Here is an 18,389-nt window from a genome sequence, read left to right as displayed (position 1 = left end):
CCGTACTTGGGCCGAGTCAGTAGGTAATGAGGACTTTGAGGTTGATGGGGTCTGTCACGGGGGCCGTGAGTGCGGCCGCCGCGTTGGCGAGGGGAAATGTTGCGGTGATGATTGACCGGAGGTCCACTACCCCTGAGGAGGCGAGCCGGATCGCCGTCGGGAAGGCGTTGGCGTACCGGAACGCGGTCACCAGATCGATTTCAAAGCGTTGGAGGAAGCCGAGCGGGATCCCGTCGACGGTGGGGCGAGCCTGACCGACGACGGTTGCCCGGGCGGCGGGGGCCAGTGTCAGGATGCCGTCAGCCAGTGCCCTGGTGTTGCCGGAGCATTCGATCAGGCGATCCATGTCTTTCAGATCCAAGGCCGTCACCGAGGTGTTGATGGTCCCAGTGGCGCCGAACCGGGCGGCAACGGCCAGACGGTCGTCGTTGACGTCTGTCACGATGATCTCCGACGCGCCGCGGGAGGCCGCCACTTGCGCCACGAGCAGGCCGATCGGCCCTGCGCCTGTGATCAGCACCCGGTGTCCGGCCTGCACCTGGGCGCGTTCAACCGCCCAGACGGCGACGGCGAGCGGTTCGATGGCCGCCCCGATCTCCGCCGGGACGCTCTCCGGCAGAACGTGAAGCGCGGCTTCGGGCACCACTACGTGGCGGGCGAACAAGCCGTCGGTGGGCGGGGAACCGAAGCACGTCCCCGTCGGGCAGAGGTTGTAGCGTCCGGAGAGGCACGTGGGGCAGCTCCGGCATGGCAGCGCCGGTTCTATCACGACGGCGGTGCCCGCGGCGATGCTGGCCGCCTCACCGCGTGCGATGACGACGCCGGCTCCCTCGTGGCCGAGGACCGTAGGCTGCTGGAGGACATTGGTGCCGTTGCGGCCATCGGCGAAGTAGTGCATGTCCGAGCCGCAGATGCCGCCCGAGCACATTTCAATGAGGACATCGTTCGGCCCGAGGGGCTTCAGGGGTTTCTGTTCGATACGGAGAGCTCCTGCGCCGTGCAGGACGGCCGCTTCCGTGGTCAGCGGCAGGGAGGTTCCGTCGGCGCGGCGGACTGCTTGGCTGGTCATCGGATGCTCCGGGTCTGTGCGGGAAGAAGCGAGGTGGATTCGGCTGCCGCGCTTGCGGCGGCGAGGGGGCCTTGCCGGTGGATGATGTCGATCAGCTCACCAGTGCGGCGGATGAAGTCTTCACGAGTCGCGAGTTCGTCGCCGAGAAGATGGTGTTCGCCGAGTACCTTGGCTGCGAGGTCCCTTCCGGACGTGGATCCCGCTGCGAGCTCCTGGAGTGTTTCCCGGGCGGGGTCTTGCATCTCGTTGGCGTGGTTGCCGGGGTCGAATCCCCGAAGAGGCGCGATGCATGACAGGTACGCGGCGACGGTGAGGGCGAGGTCGTGGGGGATCGCGCCGCCGTCGAGCATTTCCAAGGCGGGAATCGGGATCCGCTGGCGGAGCTTGACGGAACCATCGCTGCCCACCTGGCTGGTCCGGTGCCCCAATGCCGAGTTACGCCAACGCGAAAAGAGTTGCTCCTCGTAGGCCTCGACGTCGACAGCCGCGGGCACCGTTACGCTCGGCAGGTACTCGTCGCGGAGGACGCGGCGCGCGGCGGCTTCGATGAAGTCGATGCCCGTGGCGTCCGGAATGGTGGCCGCACCGGACAGGGCTCCGAGGTAGGCGATCAGCGAGTGGGTGCCGTTCAGGAGCCGGACCTTGAGCTGCTCATACGCCGCGACGTCGTCAGTAAAGATAGCCCCCGCAGCCTCCCATGCCGGGCGGCCCGCTATGAAGTTGTCCTCCAGGATCCACATCGTGAACGGCTCGGCTGGCACGGGGATCTGGTCCGCATAGCCGAGTTGCTCGGCGACGAGGCTGCGGTAGTGGTCCGTCGTGGCGGGCACGATCCGGTCCACCATCGACGAGGGGAAGGTGACGTTGGCATCGATCCACTGCACCGTCTCGGCGGCCTCGCCGGCCGGGAGCAGTGATGCGAATTCGCGTACCAGGCGTTGGGTGTGGTGCCCGTTGTCTGCAAGATTGTCGCAGCTGAGGACCGTCACTGCTTTGCCATGAGTGCGCGCCCGCTGCTGGAGTCCGCGGACGATCTGCCCGATCGGCGTCCGGGGAACTGAGCTGTTCGCGAGGTCGTGCTGGACGTCAGGATCGGCAACGTTCAAGGAGCCAGTCGCGGGGCTGTAGGTGTAGCCGTTTTCGGTGACCGTCAGGGATACGATGCGCGTGGCCTCGGCGCCAATGGCGGCCACGACGCGTTGTGGTTCCTGTGCCGCGACAAAGGCGTCCGTATGCACGCGCGGGGTCGAGAACTTGGATCCGTCGGGCGAGATTTCGACGACGGTGTAGAGCATGTCCTGGGCGTGCATGGCATCGGTGATGGCTGAGGAACGGCTGGAAATTCCGATGATTCCCCAATCGCCGCCGTGCGCCGCGACGGCGGCATCCGTATAGACCGCTTGGTGCGCGCGATGGAAGTTCCCAAAACCGAGGTGCACGATGCCGGGAGCAGGGGCGACGGTCCGGCGAAGGACTCCGGGGGTTTCGGCGTTCAGCCGCGGGAGGCGTGGCGTGGCCATGGTTCACCAGTCCTTCATGGAGCCGTCGAGCTCCCGTGCGATGGGCAGGTAGGCCTGCGTGTAGGGGAACCTCGCAGCGGCATCTTCGTCCACCTGGACGCCCAGGCCCGGCTCGTCACCGGGGTGCAGGTAACCGTCTTCGAAGCGGAAGCTCGATTGGAAGACCGCGGACACCTTGGGGTCGTAGCCCATGTATTCCTGGATGGCGAAGTTGCTCGTGGCCAGGCCGAGGTGCAGTGATGCAGACAGGTTGATGGGGGAGACATCGGACGGGCCGTGCGGTGCGCCCTTGATCTGGTACACCTCAGCGAAGGCCAGGATCTTCCGGACGTGGGAGATGCCTCCGGCATGTACGACGGCGGTGCGGATGTAGTCGATGAGCCGTTCAGTGATGAGCAACTCGGCATCCCAGACGGTGTTGAAGACTTCGCCGATGGCCAAAGGAATGGTGGTCTGCTGGCGCAGCGTGCGGAGCAAACGCTGGTTCTCCGCGGGTGTGACGTCTTCGAGCCAGAAGAGGTCCACGTCTTCCAAGGAGCGGGCCAAGCGGGCTGCCTCGGTGGGGTTGAGCCGGTGGTGGACGTCGTGGAGGAGCTTGAGCTCGGGGCCGACGTGCTCACGGACTGCGGTGAGGATCTTTGGTGCGTGGCGCAGGTAGGCGGCGGTGTCCCAGTCTTCTTCGACAGGTCCGGCACCGCGGCCGGCGGGTTCGTAGCTCGCGGCACCCTTGGTGACGCCGTAAACCTTGTCGAGCCCGGGGACGCCGGACTGGGCGCGGATGGCGCGGAAGCCTTGTTCACGGCGCTGGTCAACCGAGTCCAGCAATTCGGGCAGGTCCCAGCCGGTGGCGTGCGTGTACGTGAGGATCTTGTCGCGGGCTGCGCCGCCCAGGAGCTGGTAGACCGGAACGCCGAGGGCCTTGCCTTTGATGTCCCAGAGGGCGAGGTCGATGGCGCCGATCGCGGCCATCGTCACCGGCCCGCGGCGCCAATACGCCCCTTTGTAAAAGTATTGCCAAGTGTCTTCGATGCGGTCTGCGTCCCTGCCCAGCAGGGCTGGGGCAAGGTGATCGCGGAGGTAGCTCGCGACGGAGAGTTCGCGGCCATTTAGTGTGGCGTCACCCCATCCGACGATGCCGTCGTCGGTGGTGATCTTGAGGGTGACGAAGTTGCGGCTCGGGCTGGTTACCAGGACGTCGACGTCGACGATTTTTCGGGTCATCGGGAAACCACTACATTCTTCAGCGGCTGGTTTGTGGAAAGACGGGTGATGTTTTCGGCGATCTCGAGTGCGCGGCTGCGGAAAGTCTCGGCGGTGACGCCGGAGGAGTGCGGGGTCATGATGATGTTGTCCAGCCGGCCGAACGGCAGGGTGGACGGTTCGCCGCGGCCGTCAGTTCCCGGGTATTGGTACCAGACGTCGATCGCGGCCCCCGCGATCCGCCGGTCTTTCAGGGCTTCGTAGAGTGCGGCTTCGTCGACGACGGGTCCGCGGGCGATGTTGACGAGCAAGCCGTCCGGCCCGAGGTCGTCGAGTTCTGCCGCGCCGATGATGCCGGCGGTTTGCTCCGAGAGCGGGATGCTGACCACCAGGATGTCCGATTCACTGAGTGCCTCGCCGAGCCGCTCGGTGGTGCCGGCCCAGCGCAAGGACTTGGCCTTTGCGTCCACGCTGCCGCTGCGGGTGATGGCGATACCCTCGGCGCCGAAGGCCTTGAGGAGCGACCATGCCGCCCCGCCGATGTGCCCGAACCCGAGGAATGTCACCACAGCACCGCGGAGTGTTTCCGGCTGCCGGATCTGGGAGGAGTAGACCGAGGAAGACCAGACGCCGCTCCGAAGCGCCGCGTCCTGGCCGATCAGGTTGCGGCGGAGGGCCACCAAAACGGTGGCGATATGTTCGGCAATGGAACTTTCGTGGTGGAAGGTGTTCGCGCAGACCGCCCCGGCGGGCAACGCGGAGGCGTCGATGCCGTCGTAGCCGGCACCGCCGACGTGCACAAGCCGCAGATTGCCGGCGGCCGCGCCCATGGCCTCGGTGAAGCGTGGCCCGACGTAGACGTCGGCATCTTTGAGGTCGGTGAGTACTGCATGCTCGCTCCAGCTGTCGTGCCAGGAGGTAAGGGCACCCTCGGGGAGCGCGGCCTCGAAAGTGGAGCGGTGGGGCATCAGGTTGGGGTCTGCGATGACGATTCTCATGGTTACTTTCCCTGGAGGGCTTGCTCTGCGGTGCGTGCAGCAAAGGTGGAGCCACGCACGATGAGTTGTGAACTGAGGTGGACGGCCTCCGTGGCCATCGGTTTTCCGGCCATCTGCTCGAGGAGGAGCTCAAGGCTGAGGGCGCCGCTTCGGTCAATGGGTACGCGGACAGACGTGAGTCCGGGTTCTGCCGCGGCGGCAATGTCGAGGTCGTCGATGCCGACAACGCTGATGTCCTCTGGGCAGTGGTAGCCGAGGCTCCGGGCGCCGGCGAGCATGCCGATGGCGACCAGATCGTTGTATGCAATCACTGCGGTGGCGCCGCTGGCGACCACCGACGCCGCCGCGGCCAGTCCGCCGTCGACCGTTGCATTCTGGTTCCCCACGGTGACGAGTTCGATGCCCCAGTCGGCGCAGAAGCGGGTGATCGCTGCACGCCGCTGGCCGTTGGCCCATGACGACGCGGGTCCGGGAATGTACGCGAGCTTGCGGTGGCCGAGGGCGTAGAGATGCTCGACGGCTTGGCGGATTCCCTCGCCGGCCTCCATGAGCACCCGCGCGGCGTGCTCCGCCTCGCCATTGATGACCACCAGCGGTGCGCTGCCCGCGAGACGGTGAATCTGCTCGGACGGCAGTCGGGGCGAGCAAAGGATGATGCCATCCACTCCCGTCGCGAAGGACTCGAGATGCGCCCGTTCCCGCGACGAGGACTCCGAGGTGTCGGCGAGGACCATCCGGTGGCGGCCGTGCCATGCCTGGTCCTGGATGGCTTTGATGAGGGCGGCGAAAACGGCGTTGGAAATGTCGGGGACGATGACGCCGAATGTTCGGCTGCCCGTGACTCCGGGTACGTCGTAACCCAATTGTTCGGCCGCGGCCATGACCTTCTGCCGCGTTTCGGCTGCCAGGCGGCCGGGGTCTCCGAATGCCCGCGACGCCGTTGCCAGGGACACCCCTGCCAGCTTTGCGACATCCGTGAGTTTTGCCGACATCTGTCCTCCAGTTGCTTCGTTGAAACCTTGTCCTGCAAGTATGGAAAGACTTGTACAAGTTTGTCAATAGTTTGCACAGGGTTGTTGGGGCTGCCGGATTGCCTGATTCCGTTGAGCGTCGCGCAACGGCGGAGTAGGGTGGCCCCACCCACCTCGCACCACCATTTGAGGAGCGACCATGTCACATCGCAAACTTCGACTGGCCACGATCACGGCAGTACTCGCGCTGAGCGTGACGAGCGGCGCCGTCGCCAACCCCGCCTTTGCCGATCCGCGCCAGACTGAAAAGACCGCCACCGCCACCGGATACGGCGGCGCGGTCAGCACCGTAGACCCTGAAGCATCCGCTGCCGCCATCGAGGTCCTCCGCAAGGGCGGCAACGCAGCAGACGCCGCCGTCGCCGCCGCCGCGACCCTGGGCGTGACCGAACCGTACAGCGCAGGTATCGGTGGTGGCGGCTACTTCGTGTTCTACAACGCGAAGACCGGAAAGATCGGCACCATCGACGGGCGCGAGACCGCCCCGGCGGCCATGCCGCACGATGCGTTCATCGATCCCGCCACAGGGAAGCCGTACAACTTCACGCCCGAGCTCGTCACGAGCGGCGTTTCCGTGGGCGTCCCCGGCACCGCGGCCACCTGGCAACGCGCGCTGGACCGCTGGGGCACCTTGAGCCTTGGCGACGCCCTGCAGCCTGCCATCAAGGTCGCGACCCGAGGCTTCGTCGTCGACCCGACTTTCCGTCAACAAACACTCGACAACAAGCAACGCTTCGCGGCGTTCAGCTCCACGAGCAAGCTGTACCTACCGGGAGGCGACGCACCCGCCGTCGGCAGCATCTTCCAGAACCACGACCTCGCCGCGACGTACCGGCTCCTCGCGAAACAGGGCACCAGCGCCTTCTACCGCGGTCCACTCGCCGCTGAGATCGCAGCAACAGTCCAGGCACCGCCGACGACCGACACCACTAAGCTGCCCATCCCCGTGGGGCACATGACCACAGCCGACCTCGCCGCGTACGAGCCCCTGGACCAAGCGCCCACCCACGTCGACTACCGCGGCCTCGACGTCTACGGCATGGCGCCGTCGAGCAGCGGGGGTACCACGGTAGGCGAGGCGCTGAACATCCTGGACACCGTCAACCTTTCGGAGATGTCCAAGCCAGCTGCCCTGCACCACTACCTCGAGGCGAGCGCGCTCGCGTTTGCGGACCGTGCAAAGTATGTTGGCGACCCTGCCTTTGTCGATGTCCCCACCGCCGCGCTCACTGACCCGCTCTTCGGCAAGGAACGCGCCTGCCAGATCGACCCGCTGCACGCCGCTACGAAGCCCGTCGCCGCAGGGGATGTGTCCGGGGACGACGGCGTGTGCCCGGCTTCCGCTGCCGCGCTCGCCGACGAGAAGGACACCGAGAACATCTCGACGACCAACATGACAGTCGCCGACAAGTGGGGGAACGTGGTCGAATACACGCTCACCATCGAGCAAACCGGCGGATCAGGCATCGTAGTGCCGGGACGCGGGTTCCTGCTCAACAACGAGATGACCGATTTCTCTGCCGTTTACAGCGCGAGCGACCCCAACCGGATCGATCCCGGCAAGCGCCCACGCTCCTCGATGTCCCCGACCATCATCCTCAAGGATGGTAAGCCGTTCCTCGCTCTCGGCTCACCCGGCGGATCGACGATCATCACCACGGTGCTGCAGACCATCGTGAACAGGGTTGACCTGGGCATGAGTATTTCCGACGCGATCGCTGCACCGCGCGCCTCTCAACGGAATACGGCAACGGTCACGGCCGAACCGGAGTTCATCACGGCGTACGGGAGTCAACTCGCGCCGTATGGCCACCAGTTCACGCCATCCGGCGACGCTTTCACTTCGGCGGCGGAGATCGGTGCCGCAACCGCGATCGAGTTCAGGCCGAACGGGCGCATGATCGCCGCCGCCGAGCCGGTCAGACGCGGCGGCGGCTCGGCGATGGTGCTGAAACCGTCGCCGTGAGATGTGTATGGCTTTTGGCGGGAAACCGTTGGTCCATTCGAGCCGCTGTGGTGCTGACGCCCGGGGTCGCGCTGGGGTAACTTGTCCCCATGGCTACCGAAGCAACCACCCTCACCGTTGATGGGCCGAACGGTCCCCGGGAAATGCGGATCTCCAGTCCCAGCCGGGTTCTCTGGCCGGATTTGGGCCTCACCAAGCTGGATCTCGCGCGCTATATCGTTGATGTCGGGGAAGCATTCATAGCCGCGAACGGTGACCGACCGGTCTCGCTGCAGCGCTTTTCGGACAACATCGACGGAGAACAGTTCTTCTCCAAGAATCCGCCGAAAGGAACCCCAGACTTTGTCCGGTCGGTAAAGGTGATCTATCCGAGTGCGCGCTCGCATCCCCAATTGGTCCTCGACGAGCCAGCCGCGGCAGTGTGGGCCGTCCAGATGAACACGGTGGTCTTTCATCCTTGGCCGTCACGTGCCGAAAACACCGACAACCCCGACCAATTGCGGATCGACCTGGACCCGCAGCCCGGAACAGATTTCGACGACGCGATTCCCGCCGCGCTTACCCTGAAGAACGTACTTGCCGAGGCCGGGTTGACCACCTTTATCAAGACCTCAGGAAACCGGGGACTTCATGTCTACGCCCCGATCGAGCCTTCGCATGAGTTCTTGGACGTACGGCATGCCGTTATCGCGGCCGCCCGGGAGCTCGAGCGCCGAATGCCGGACAAGGTCACCACTGCCTGGTGGAAGGAAGAACGGGGTGAACGGATATTCGTCGACTTCAACCAAGCCAACCGTGACCGGACCATAGCGGGCGCGTATAGCCCGAGGGCGCTCGCCCATGCCCCGGTCTCTTGTCCAATCACGTGGGACGAACTTGAGTCGGCGGACCCGAAAGACTTCACGATCCTTAGCGTGCCTGGCAGGCTGAAATCCGTGGGGGATCCTTGGGGTGACATGAACTCCAAAGCAGGCAAAATTGACGTCCTGCTTCAATGGTGGGAACGCGACGTCGGCGCCGGGCTCGGGGAGCTGCCGTTCCCGCCCGACTACCCGAAGATGCCCGGAGAACCACCGCGTGTACAGCCAAGTCGCGCACGCAAGCAGGACTGACTGATGGGCCGGGAAGGTGGCCTCGACAGACAATGAGTGGGAGAATGAGGGCTGGACCAAAACGGCCGGCGGCGCATCTTGCCTGCTGAGACCCAGGTGAGTCCCCCAGTGCGCCGTCGGTCCTGACGTTGCTCGCCTCTTACGCCGCGCCGGTCCATCTGGGCGCGGTTGCCGAGCGCCGGAGTTCCTTGGCGCGGGTGCGGAATCCGTCGGACGCCTGGCGCGGTTCGTCACATGACTGGGAACCCGCATTGTGGAGGATAGCGCTCGGACGAACGGTCGCGGCCGGTTCGCGTACGCCTGCCGCCGGGCAAAGGTCAGTGACTAGTCCCATGCCCGCACACTCCCGGGCAGCGGCGATTCCGGCGACAACCGCGGGCTTGTCCTCGAACGGCGTCGAAACAGCAATGACGACGCCGTCAGGTGATTTGAGGCGGAACCTGAAAAAGGACTCCCCGTCAACAAACACTTCAAATATGCCGGCCACTGCTACCTCCCGGTCTGCGGATCCCGCTCAGTAGCGACTTCACTACCGGCCGGGACGGAGCATCACTGCATTCCTCGTCTGCTGCTCTGGTTGAACAACCACCGTGAATCGTTTCTCACGTGATATTCAGTCTGTGCTGACTGTGTTGAGGCTAACAAGACCGCGCGAGTTAACCCTGTGTAAAACGTGTGCAACCGCAGGGTGGGTCAGTTGCCACTCGCCCGGTTCATCAGGTGCTCGAGCAGCGCTAGTTCCGGGAATCCGGGGTGCCGGGCAATGCTGGACCTGAGCTTTGCCCGGAGGTGTTCGCCGCTCGGTTCGGTTCCGCTGAGGACTTCGTCGATGATGTCCTGCGCTTGCCCACGCAAAGCCGCCAGGCTGTCACTGTCGTCGCCGGGAACCAGAACCGGTTCCGGCTCGACGAGCGGGTCTTCAGACTCCAAAGGTTCCGACACTGCCAGCTCCTGATATTTCATCCCGGCAAGTCCCAGCCCCGTCGGGAATTCGCCCCCATCCACTCTAGATAGTAATGAGGGCACCCGGATTGTTCATCGCTTGCGGATCAGAAGGATGAAAATCGCCTCGAAACGACAGTTTATGACGCGGACCCATGGCGGATGGCTGCGCCTTTTGTTTGAGGCGCAGCCATCCTGCGTGGTCGACTAGGAGAACCTGGAGGGACGGAAAGTGGAGAGCATGGGGTGCTTGCTTGCCGTGAGGATTTCACCCGCCAGCATTTCGCCGACAATGAGTCCGAGCGTGGCTCCGGAGTGCGTGAAGGCGACAAAGCAGCCCGGCACTTGACCGAGTTCGCCGAGCACCGGTTCACCGTCGCCGGGAATGGGCTTGTAGCCGATCTTCCAGGACGCCGGTTTGAGCTCGGGCTTGCCGGCGATGAGTTTGGACGCCTCGTCAGCAAGTTCCTGGATGATGCCATCACGGATGCTGAAGGAACCGTCCTCGTGCTCGGTGATGTGCTCTTCGTACCAATCGTGGTCCAGCGCAAAGGTGTTCCCCGGGTTTGGCCGGATGGCGGCGCGGGGGGTGTTCATGACGGCCCTCACCTCATGGTCCACGGGCTTGGTCAGCACGAGCATGGAGACGGGGGAGCCGTTGGGGATGTCGACGCCGAGGGGTGCGACGACGGCAGGCGTGGCGGCGCCGCAAGCCACCAGGACGGCGTCGGCTTGGTAAGTTTCGCCGGCGGCGGTCTCGACGCCGGTGGCACGCCCGCCGTCGACCGTGACGGAAGCCTTGCCGGAGTTGAGGACAAGCTGTCCTCCCCGGGCGTGGAATTCTTCCATGAGGAATTCGATCAGATCCGGCAGGCTGACCCAGCCTTCGCCGGGGTTGAAAATGGCGCAATCCGGCACTGCGCTTGCATTGATCCCGGGGGTGGCGAATTCAATCTCTTCGGGTGTCAGCAGCTTGGAGTCGTACCCGACGGACTTCTCGTAAGCGTGGCGTCCTTCCGTGACGGCCTGCTGTCCAGCGGAGTTCCACATGAGGCCGCCGCCGAATTGCAGCCATTCACGGTGGGGATCCGCGGCGAACAATGTGCGGTAGCGGTCGACCCCGGCGAGGCGCAGCCGGTGGTAGGGGGTGGAGCGTTCTCCTGCGGAGTTCAACCACGAGAGGGAGCGGCCGCTGGCCTCGCTGGCGAGGCCCTTTTCGGTCAGCAGGACAACGGACGCGCCTTCGCGGAGCAGGTGGACCGCAGTGGAGACTCCGAGGATCCCGCCGCCGATGACGACGACGTGTTTGGTAGGGGGCGTGGAGGACATGGCTCTCCCTTTCTTTGGGGTGTGGTTGGTGGCCGCGCGGGGCGGACGGTGGCATAGCTGGAAAGATCCGCCTACGCGAAGGCGTGGATTCTTTCGATGACTTTGAGGGCTTCAAGTGATTCCGCGGGGTCAACGGGCAACGGCCCGTCCCCGCGGATGGCGACCGCGAGTTCGGCATAGAACCGGGGGTAGGCGCCGGTTTGGGCGGGTACGGGCTCATGGTCTCCGGCGGTCCCCAGGACGCCCCAGGAACTTACGGGGTCAACGCCATAGGCGGGATCCGACGGCGGCAGGCCGGCTGCGAGGGCCGCCTCCTGGCTGTCGAGTCCCCACTTGGTGTAGCCGGCCTTGGAACCCAGGACGTGGAACCGCGGTCCTACCTGGGCAGCCATGCCGTTCATCCACAGCCTGGACCGCACTCCTGAGGTGTGGAGCAGGGACACGAAGGCCTCGGTATCGGCACCCTCCGCTTGTTGTCCGTGATTTGCGGTCTCGCCGTAGCAATCTTCAACGCGACCGAACAGCTGGATGGCTTGGTCGATCAAGTGGGCACCGAGATCATGGAGGATGCCGCCGCCTTCGGCCACGGACGCGCTGTCGCGCCAATTGCCGAAGCCTTCGGGGCGCCACCATTCGAATCGCGATTCGAAGCTTCGGACCTTGCCCAGCACACCTTCCCGCAGGATCTTCCGTAGTGTCAGGAAATCGGCGTCCCACCGGCGGTTCTGGAATACCGTCAGCCGCACACCGGCGTCGGACGCCCTGGCGATCAGCTCTTCCCCGTGAGCCGAGGTTGTGGCGTAGGGCTTGTCCACCACCACGTCGAGGCCGTGGGCGATCGCGGTCGCGGCGAGATCGAAGTGGGTGAGCGGGGGAGTGCCGAGGACCACGAGGTCCAGGTCCGGGGCCAATGCGAAAAGCGCTTCCGGGGTGGGGACAATCCGCACGCCGGGGTAAAGTCTTGCCGCTTCCGCGGCGCGCTGCGGATCAGCCGTGACGATGACGTCGAGGGAGTAGCCGGGGTCCGCGGCGATCAGGGGTGCGTGGAAGACCTTTCCGGAAACGCCGAATCCGACGACGGCCGTGCGGATGGGTGCGGGGGCAGGGTTCGGCATCACAGTACTTCCGAGAGGAATCGTTGGAGCCGTTCGCTGCGGGGGTTGTCGAAGAGCTCGGCGGGGGTTCCTGATTCCACGACTTCTCCTTCGTCCATGAACACCACCTGGTCGGCGACTTTCCGGGCGAAGCCCATTTCGTGGGTGACTACCAGCATGGTCATGCCGCGCCGTCCCAGGCCGGCCATGAGGTTCAGTACGCCTTTGACGAGCTCAGGGTCCAGGGCGCTCGTGGCTTCGTCGAAGAGCATGACCTCCGGTTCCATGGCCAGTGCCCGGGCGATCGCGACGCGCTGTTGTTGGCCGCCGGAGAGATCGCGGGGGCGGTGATCCGCGCGTTCGGCGAGCCCCACTTCGGCGAGGCTGCGCCGTGCACGTTCCCGGGCTGCGGCCTTGGACATTCCCTTCACGCTCCAGAGCGCCAGGGCCACATTCTCGAGGGCAGTGTGGTCAGGGAAGAGATTGAAGTGCTGGAACACCATGCCGATGCGGCTGCGCAGGATGTCCGGCTTGACCTTGAGTGCGCTTTGACCGGCCAGGAGGACGTCGCCGCTCTTGGGTTCGTGGAGCCGGTTAACGCCACGGAGCAGGGTCGACTTGCCGGATCCGGAGGGGCCGATGATGCACGTGGTGGTGCCGGGAGCCACGTTCAGGCTGACGTTGCGCAGCACCTCGATGTCCCCGTACGCCATGGTCAGGTTTCTTAGCTCCAGGCTGGAACCGTGGAACGTCTGGACACCGGCGGCGGTGTTGTTGTTGGTGCTGGTGCTGGCGCTCATGTGTTGCTCCCGGTGATCAGCGGCGATGCCGCGTCGAGTTCTGTGACTTCCTTCAGGCCGCTGCTCGGCGCGCTCGGACGGCGGCGTCCCGTGCGGAAGCGGCTGTCGAAGTAGTTCACGAGGTGGGTCAGCGGGACGGTGATGACGAGGTAGAAGACGCCGGCCATGACCAACGGTGACAGGTTTCCGGAGAGCACGGCGGCGTCCTGGCCCACCCGGAAGAGTTCGCGTTCGCTGACCAGCAGGCCCAGGAAGTACACGAGGGAGGAGTCCTTGACGATGGCGATGAACTGGTTCACCAGGGCCGGCAGCACCCGGCGGATGCCTTGCGGCACCACCACGAGCCGCATGGATTTGGCGTAGCTCATACCGAGGGCGCGGCACGCCTCGCCTTGGCCTTTGTCGATGCTCTGGATGCCGGCGCGGAAGATCTCACCGATGTAGGAGCTGGCGATCAGGCTCAGCGCAATAATGCCGAGCGGGTAGGGGGAGGGGCCGAAGATCGACTGGCTCAGCCGGGCGAAGCCTTGGCCGATCAGCAGGATGGTCAGGATTGCCGGCAGGCCCCGGAACAGATCGGTGTAGATGCGGGCAGGGACACGCAGCCATTTGGAGGATGAGATCCCCATGACGGCAACGACCATGCCCAGCGCGACGCCGATGATCGTGGCGGAGACCGAAATGATCAGCGTGTTCAGCAGGCCCACGCCGATCAGTTGCGGCAGGACCTCGGCCATCGCGCCGAAATCGAAGAATGTACGTGTGATGGTGCTTAACCAGTCCATGGTTTGCTCTCAGACTTAGTTGGCTGTCGGGCGGGCGGACCAGGTGCGGTCCGCCCGCCTGCTTGGCAGGGGCTTATTTGCTCGGGGTCGGGGTGGCGGTCTGCTCGGCCTTGGGCAGGTACTGCGTGGGCATCGGGGATCCCGGGAACCACTTCTGGTAGAGCTTCTCCCAGGTACCGTCCTCCATCGCCGCGGCCAGTCCTTTGTTCAGGGCATCCTTGAGGGCGGTCTTGTCCTTGGCCAGCGCGAAGCCGGCCGGTGCGTCGAAGGACGGAATATCGGCGGCGCTGACCAGGCCGAACTGCTGTTCGTAGGACTTGGCGGCCTCGTAGTCCAGGAAGTGGGCGTCGGCCGAACCGCTGTTCACGGCCGAGATCGCGGCGTTGTTGTCCGGGAAGCGCACCAGGTTCGCAGTGGGGAAATTCTTCACCGCGTAGGCTTCCTGCAGGGTGCCCTGGACCACGCCGAGCCGCTTTCCCGCGAGGCCGCCGACATCCTTGATTCCCGAGGTCTTGGTCGTCAGGACGGTGAGGTATCCGGCGAGGTAGCCGTTGGAGAAGTCCACGGTCTGCTTGCGTTTGTCCGTGATGCCGATGGCCGCGACCCCGACGTCGAACTGGCCGTTGGCGACGGCCGGCAGGATCGCCGAGAAGTCCTGTCCGGTGAAGACGACCTTGTCCACTCCGGCGCGGTGCGCGACATCCTTGAACAGTTCGACGTCGAAACCTGTGAAGTTTCCGGTGGCGTCCGTGAACGTGTAAGGCTTGGCATCTCCCAGGCTGGCCACGCGGATGGTGCCGGGTTCTATGAGGCCGTAAGGGTTCCCGGCAGTCGACGACGACGCGGGGGTCGATCCGCCACACCCGCTCAGTGCCAGGAGGGCTGCGACAGCAGCCGCGACGATCACCCCGGGGCGGAAGTTCAGTCGTTTAGTCACAGCAAATTTTCCAATCATGAGAAGCGGTAAGCGGCCTTGAAGCCTTTCGGGATTCCTCTTGTTGAGTCCGGTCTCAGTGGCTAGGATTGAGACCGGACTCACAAGGGGTTGCAAAAAATGTAACCCAAACCACACAGGCCGTCAAGGCCCCTTCGGAAGGCATGCATGAGCAGCTACAGTTCGAGGCGGCGCGAGATTACCGTCGCCGATGTCGCGAAAGCGGCACAAGTCTCCAAGGCCCAAGCCGCGCGCGCCCTGGGCAATTACGGGGCCGTCAGTGAAGAGGTGCGGGGCCGGGTCCTTGCGGCGGCGGAGGAGCTTTCCTACAGGCCCAACGAGCTGGCCCGCAGCATGAACACGGGGAAGTCCAACACGATCGGGGTAGTCGTAGGCGACATCGAAAACCCCCACTTCGGACTGGCGACGAGGGGCATCACCGACACCGCCAAAAAGAGCGGCTACAACGTCATACTGATCAACACCGACGAGGAAACCGCCGCCGAAATCGAGGCGGTCCGCGTCTTGCTCGACAAGCGCGTGGACGGGCTGATCGTCGCCCCCGCGTCCTCTGTTGAAACAGAACATTTACAGCATGTACACGAAACCGGACGGCCCCTCGTCCTCCTGGACCGAAAGGCCGAGGGGCTGGACGTGGAGACCGTCGCGGTGAGCATGGCCGGGATTTCCTACGAGTCCACCCGGTATCTCCTCGAGGCCGGCCACCGCCGGATCGCGTTCATCTCCACCCTCAAAACCGACTCCCCATACCGGTTCGGAATGGCGCTGGACTCCTCGCAGATCTCCGAGCGACTGGAAGGCATGCAGCGCGCCTTCACGGAAAGCGGACTCACGTTTCCCGAAGACCAGGTGAGGCTCAACGCCGGTGACGCGAACTCGATCCGGACCATCACCCGCGGGCTTCTACTCATGCCCGATCCCGCCACCGCCATTGTGGCGTCCGACGGCCTCATAGCACTCAGCGTCGTCGAAGCCATCCAGGAGCTGGGCCTCTCAATCCCCGACGACGTTTCATTCCTGATGTATGACGACTTTTCCTGGACACGCCTGACCAGCCCCCCGCTGACGGTCATCGCCCAGCCCGTGTACGAAATGGGCGTGGCCGCTGCCAGTGCCCTGATCCGGCAAATCGAGGGCCGAAAGCCCGCGGCCAACGGACCTGAGTTCTCCGCCCGGCTGATCCGGCGGGGATCGGTCGCAATGCCGCGCGCCGCGAGAGTCTAGATTCGTTCAGCAAGCGACGACGGCGGACATGCGGGTGTGCAGTGCTGGCGGTCGCGGTGTTGCGGCCTCAGTCCATGACGAGGTCGCGCGCGGCGGCGGCGATGTGGCGTGCGGAAATACCTGCGGCGTTGAGCAAGTCGTTGGGTTCGCCGGAACCCGGCAGTTCCCTTACGGCAAGCAGTGCCAGATGGAGTTTCGGAGTGTTGGCACTCGCGAGGGCTTCGAGGACGGCCGAGCCGATGCCGCCCTGTGCGTAGTGGTCTTCTGCGACAACAATCCGGCCATCGGTTTCGAGGCACGTCCGGCGCAGGGTGTCGACGTCGATCGGCTTGATCGAATAGAGGTCGATAACGCGGGCTTTGATTCCCGATTGGGCCAGGTGCTCGGCGGCTGCGAGGCATTCATGGAGTGTGACGCCGGCTCCGATGAGCGCCACCTGGTCATCGCCACTGGCTCCGTGGACCTTGCTTCCGCCAAAGGGGAACCGTTCGTCCGGCCGGTAAATCACGGGATAGGCTCCTCGAGTTGCGCGCAGATAGGAGATTCCGGGCGTGTCTGCCATGGCGCTCACGAGCTGCGCCGTGGACGGGGCGTCGGCCGGATAGAGCACCGTGGAACTGTGCACCGCCCGCATGGCAGCAATGTCCTCCAGGGCCATTTGCGAAGGACCATCCTGCCCGATTTCAACGCCGGCATGCGTGCCGACGAGCCTGATGTTCACTTCTGAGACTCCCGCCATGCGGATAAAGTCGAATGGCCGCGAAACCAGGAACGCCGCGAAACTCGAGGCGAAGGCCACGTAGCCGCGGACCGAGAGGCCGATGGTTGCGGCAACGAGTTGCTGCTCGGCAATGAAGATTTCGAAGTACCGCTCAGGGGCCACCTCCTTGAAGTCACCGGCGTGGGTCGAATTCCCCACTTCGCCATCGAGGACCACCACTTCGGGGCGGACCGCAAGCGCGGAGACGGCGGCACCGAAGGCGGCCCTGGTCGCCACCTTGTCGCCAACTTTCCACTGTGGCAGCGTGACCGCGGCTTGGACGATCGGCGTGATTGCTGGTGTGCCGGACTCCGGAAGACGGGTGGTCACGTGGACGCTGCTTGGCCCTCCAAGGGCCGCTATGGCTTTCTCGGCCATGTCCGCCGGGAGCGCTTTGCCGTGCCAGCCGTTCTGGTCTTCGATCTCAGGTACCCCTTTGCCCTTGATCGTCTTGGCCAAAATGACCGTCGGCTTGTCAGGTTCGCTCCGGGCCCGGCTCAGGGCGTCGTCGATCTGACCAAGGTCATGACCGTCGATGATGATGGCCCGTGCCCCGAAAGCCTCAACCCGCCTTGCGTAGGCGTCCATATCCCACTGAAGTTCGGTAGGGCCGTCCTGGCCAAGCCGGTTGACGTCCACGACGGCGGTGAGGTTGCCAAGCTTGTAGTAGGCCGCCTTGTCGAGGGCCTCCCAGATGGACCCTTCAGCTAGCTCGCTGTCTCCGCACAACACCCACGTATGGAAGGGCAGCTTGTCCAGGTAACGCCCTGCGAGGCTTACCCCGACGGCGACCGGCAGCCCCTGTCCCAGCGATCCGGTAGCCACATCGACCCAAGGCAGAACGGGGGTCGGGTGGCCCTGGAGCCGGGCACCGAACTGACGGTAGGTGTTTAGCAGCTCATCTTCCTCGACGACGCCCACGGCCCGATACATGGAGTACAGAAGCGGTGAAGCGTGTCCCTTGGAGAAAATGAGGTGGTCGTTGTCCGGCAACGACGGTCGTTCCCAGTCGTAGCGAAGGTGCCGCGTGAGGAGGACCGCCATGAGATCCGCGGCCGACAACGACGACGTCGGATGACCCGAGCCGGCGTTGGTGCTGCACCTGATGGAGTCCACACGCAATTGCGTGGCTAGTGCCCGGATGGAATCCGCTGCTCCGGCTTCCAACCGGGCGGGGGTTGTTGTCCTGTCCTCTGACATGTCCGGTCCCTCTCTCCTTATTGCTCGTTCAGCCGCTCAAGCAAATCCCCCAAGGCTTGGCGAATATCGTCGTGGTCGTATTGGCTAGCCCTGCTTTCGCCTGAAATCACGGCGCACCGATGGATCTTCTTGAAGTCTCCATAAGGGAATTTGTAGCGGCCCTTTTGTCCCTCAGGGTGCTCATCGTCTACGCCGAGAAACCATTTCGAATATTCGGCGCTCCCGTTCTTATCCAGGAATTTGTTCTCATCCTGCGTCGACGGCGCGTGTTCGCTCCAGTCGTCCCGGGTATCGATGACTACCTTGTTGTCCCGGATAAGGCTCTTCGCATGATCGAAGGCCTTCTTGTTGAGTTTCACGGCCATGTTGGAACCTCGATCTCTTCCGTCAAGCTACACGAGCAG

General features: G+C 64.5%; 17 protein-coding genes. 3 read left to right on the top strand and 14 right to left on the bottom strand.

Annotated elements, in window-relative coordinates:
• Positions 1-16 precede the first annotated feature (16 nt).
• The 5 genes from AB4074_RS15655 to AB4074_RS15635 are packed head-to-tail and all read right to left on the bottom strand — an operon-like array spanning position 17 to position 5,779.
• Positions 17-1,069, bottom strand: a complete 1,053-nt coding sequence (locus AB4074_RS15655) for an NAD(P)-dependent alcohol dehydrogenase (protein ID WP_441414202.1) — start codon at positions 1,067-1,069, stop codon at positions 17-19.
• Positions 1,066-2,589: a mannitol dehydrogenase family protein gene (locus tag AB4074_RS15650; RefSeq protein ID WP_441414201.1), complete on the bottom strand. Its 1,524-nt coding sequence runs from the start codon at positions 2,587-2,589 to the stop codon at positions 1,066-1,068. Before AB4074_RS15650 ends, AB4074_RS15655 begins: the two co-directional genes overlap by 4 nt.
• Before the next feature lie 3 nt (positions 2,590-2,592).
• Positions 2,593-3,810: a D-mannonate dehydratase ManD gene (manD, locus tag AB4074_RS15645; protein WP_441414200.1), complete on the bottom strand. Its 1,218-nt coding sequence runs from the start codon at positions 3,808-3,810 to the stop codon at positions 2,593-2,595.
• Positions 3,807-4,787 (bottom strand): 2-hydroxyacid dehydrogenase, encoded by a 981-nt coding sequence (locus tag AB4074_RS15640; RefSeq protein ID WP_441414199.1) that lies wholly within the window; start codon positions 4,785-4,787, stop codon positions 3,807-3,809. The genes manD and AB4074_RS15640 overlap by 4 nt, the downstream gene beginning before the upstream one ends.
• 2 nt (positions 4,788-4,789) lie before the next feature.
• The gene (locus AB4074_RS15635) at positions 4,790-5,779 is read right to left on the bottom strand and encodes a LacI family DNA-binding transcriptional regulator (RefSeq protein WP_441414198.1); all 990 of its coding nucleotides are present in this window, start codon (positions 5,777-5,779) and stop codon (positions 4,790-4,792) included.
• A 178-nt stretch (positions 5,780-5,957) separates the two neighbouring features.
• Between AB4074_RS15635 and ggt the strand changes: the two genes are divergently transcribed.
• Both ggt and ligD read left to right on the top strand, forming a co-directional pair.
• A complete protein-coding gene (gene ggt / locus AB4074_RS15630; RefSeq protein WP_441414197.1) occupies positions 5,958-7,784 on the top strand; it encodes a gamma-glutamyltransferase in 1,827 nt (608 codons plus the stop codon).
• Between the two features lie 89 nt (positions 7,785-7,873).
• Positions 7,874-8,896 carry a non-homologous end-joining DNA ligase gene (ligD, locus tag AB4074_RS15625; RefSeq protein WP_441414196.1) on the top strand — a complete coding sequence of 341 codons (1,023 nt, stop codon included), beginning with the start codon at positions 7,874-7,876 and terminating at the stop codon, positions 8,894-8,896.
• A 139-nt stretch (positions 8,897-9,035) separates the two neighbouring features.
• Here the strand turns inward: ligD and AB4074_RS15620 are convergent, their stop codons facing one another.
• The 7 genes from AB4074_RS15620 to AB4074_RS15590 all read right to left on the bottom strand — a co-directional run bounded on the left by AB4074_RS15620 (position 9,036) and on the right by AB4074_RS15590 (position 14,801).
• Complete coding sequence (locus AB4074_RS15620) at positions 9,036-9,383, bottom strand: YegP family protein (protein ID WP_441414195.1); 348 nt, start codon at positions 9,381-9,383, stop codon at positions 9,036-9,038.
• A gap of 206 nt (positions 9,384-9,589) precedes the next feature.
• The gene (locus AB4074_RS15615) at positions 9,590-9,838 is read right to left on the bottom strand and encodes a hypothetical protein (protein ID WP_441414194.1); all 249 of its coding nucleotides are present in this window, start codon (positions 9,836-9,838) and stop codon (positions 9,590-9,592) included.
• 207 nt (positions 9,839-10,045) lie between these two features.
• Positions 10,046-11,167 carry an NAD(P)/FAD-dependent oxidoreductase gene (locus AB4074_RS15610; RefSeq protein ID WP_441414193.1) on the bottom strand — a complete coding sequence of 374 codons (1,122 nt, stop codon included), beginning with the start codon at positions 11,165-11,167 and terminating at the stop codon, positions 10,046-10,048.
• 71 nt (positions 11,168-11,238) lie between these two features.
• Entirely contained in the window at positions 11,239-12,282 is a 1,044-nt protein-coding gene (locus AB4074_RS15605; protein WP_441414192.1) for a Gfo/Idh/MocA family protein, read from the bottom strand.
• Positions 12,282-13,061 (bottom strand): amino acid ABC transporter ATP-binding protein, encoded by a 780-nt coding sequence (locus AB4074_RS15600; RefSeq protein WP_441414191.1) that lies wholly within the window; start codon positions 13,059-13,061, stop codon positions 12,282-12,284. Before AB4074_RS15600 ends, AB4074_RS15605 begins: the two co-directional genes overlap by 1 nt.
• On the bottom strand, positions 13,058-13,846 hold the full coding sequence (locus AB4074_RS15595) for an amino acid ABC transporter permease (protein ID WP_441414190.1): 789 nt from the start codon (positions 13,844-13,846) through the stop codon (positions 13,058-13,060). The genes AB4074_RS15600 and AB4074_RS15595 overlap by 4 nt, the downstream gene beginning before the upstream one ends.
• A 73-nt stretch (positions 13,847-13,919) precedes the next feature.
• A complete protein-coding gene (locus AB4074_RS15590; RefSeq protein WP_441414189.1) occupies positions 13,920-14,801 on the bottom strand; it encodes an ABC transporter substrate-binding protein in 882 nt (293 codons plus the stop codon).
• 147 nt (positions 14,802-14,948) lie between these two features.
• Here AB4074_RS15590 and AB4074_RS15585 point away from each other — a divergent pair, with 147 nt between their 5' ends.
• Positions 14,949-16,025 (top strand): LacI family DNA-binding transcriptional regulator, encoded by a 1,077-nt coding sequence (locus tag AB4074_RS15585; protein WP_441414188.1) that lies wholly within the window; start codon positions 14,949-14,951, stop codon positions 16,023-16,025.
• A 67-nt stretch (positions 16,026-16,092) separates the two neighbouring features.
• Here the strand turns inward: AB4074_RS15585 and AB4074_RS15580 are convergent, their stop codons facing one another.
• Together AB4074_RS15580 and AB4074_RS15575 are read right to left on the bottom strand one after the other, a co-directional pair.
• On the bottom strand, positions 16,093-17,985 hold the full coding sequence (locus AB4074_RS15580; RefSeq protein ID WP_441414187.1) for a transketolase: 1,893 nt from the start codon (positions 17,983-17,985) through the stop codon (positions 16,093-16,095).
• 17 nt (positions 17,986-18,002) lie between these two features.
• Positions 18,003-18,350: a hypothetical protein gene (locus tag AB4074_RS15575; protein ID WP_441414186.1), complete on the bottom strand. Its 348-nt coding sequence runs from the start codon at positions 18,348-18,350 to the stop codon at positions 18,003-18,005.
• Positions 18,351-18,389 lie beyond the last annotated feature (39 nt).

The organism is Arthrobacter sp. 2MCAF14, from assembly GCF_052115645.1.
In the GTDB taxonomy this organism is placed as follows: Bacteria; Actinomycetota; Actinomycetes; order Actinomycetales; family Micrococcaceae; genus Arthrobacter.
This window is presented reverse-complemented; position numbering and strand designations above follow the sequence as displayed.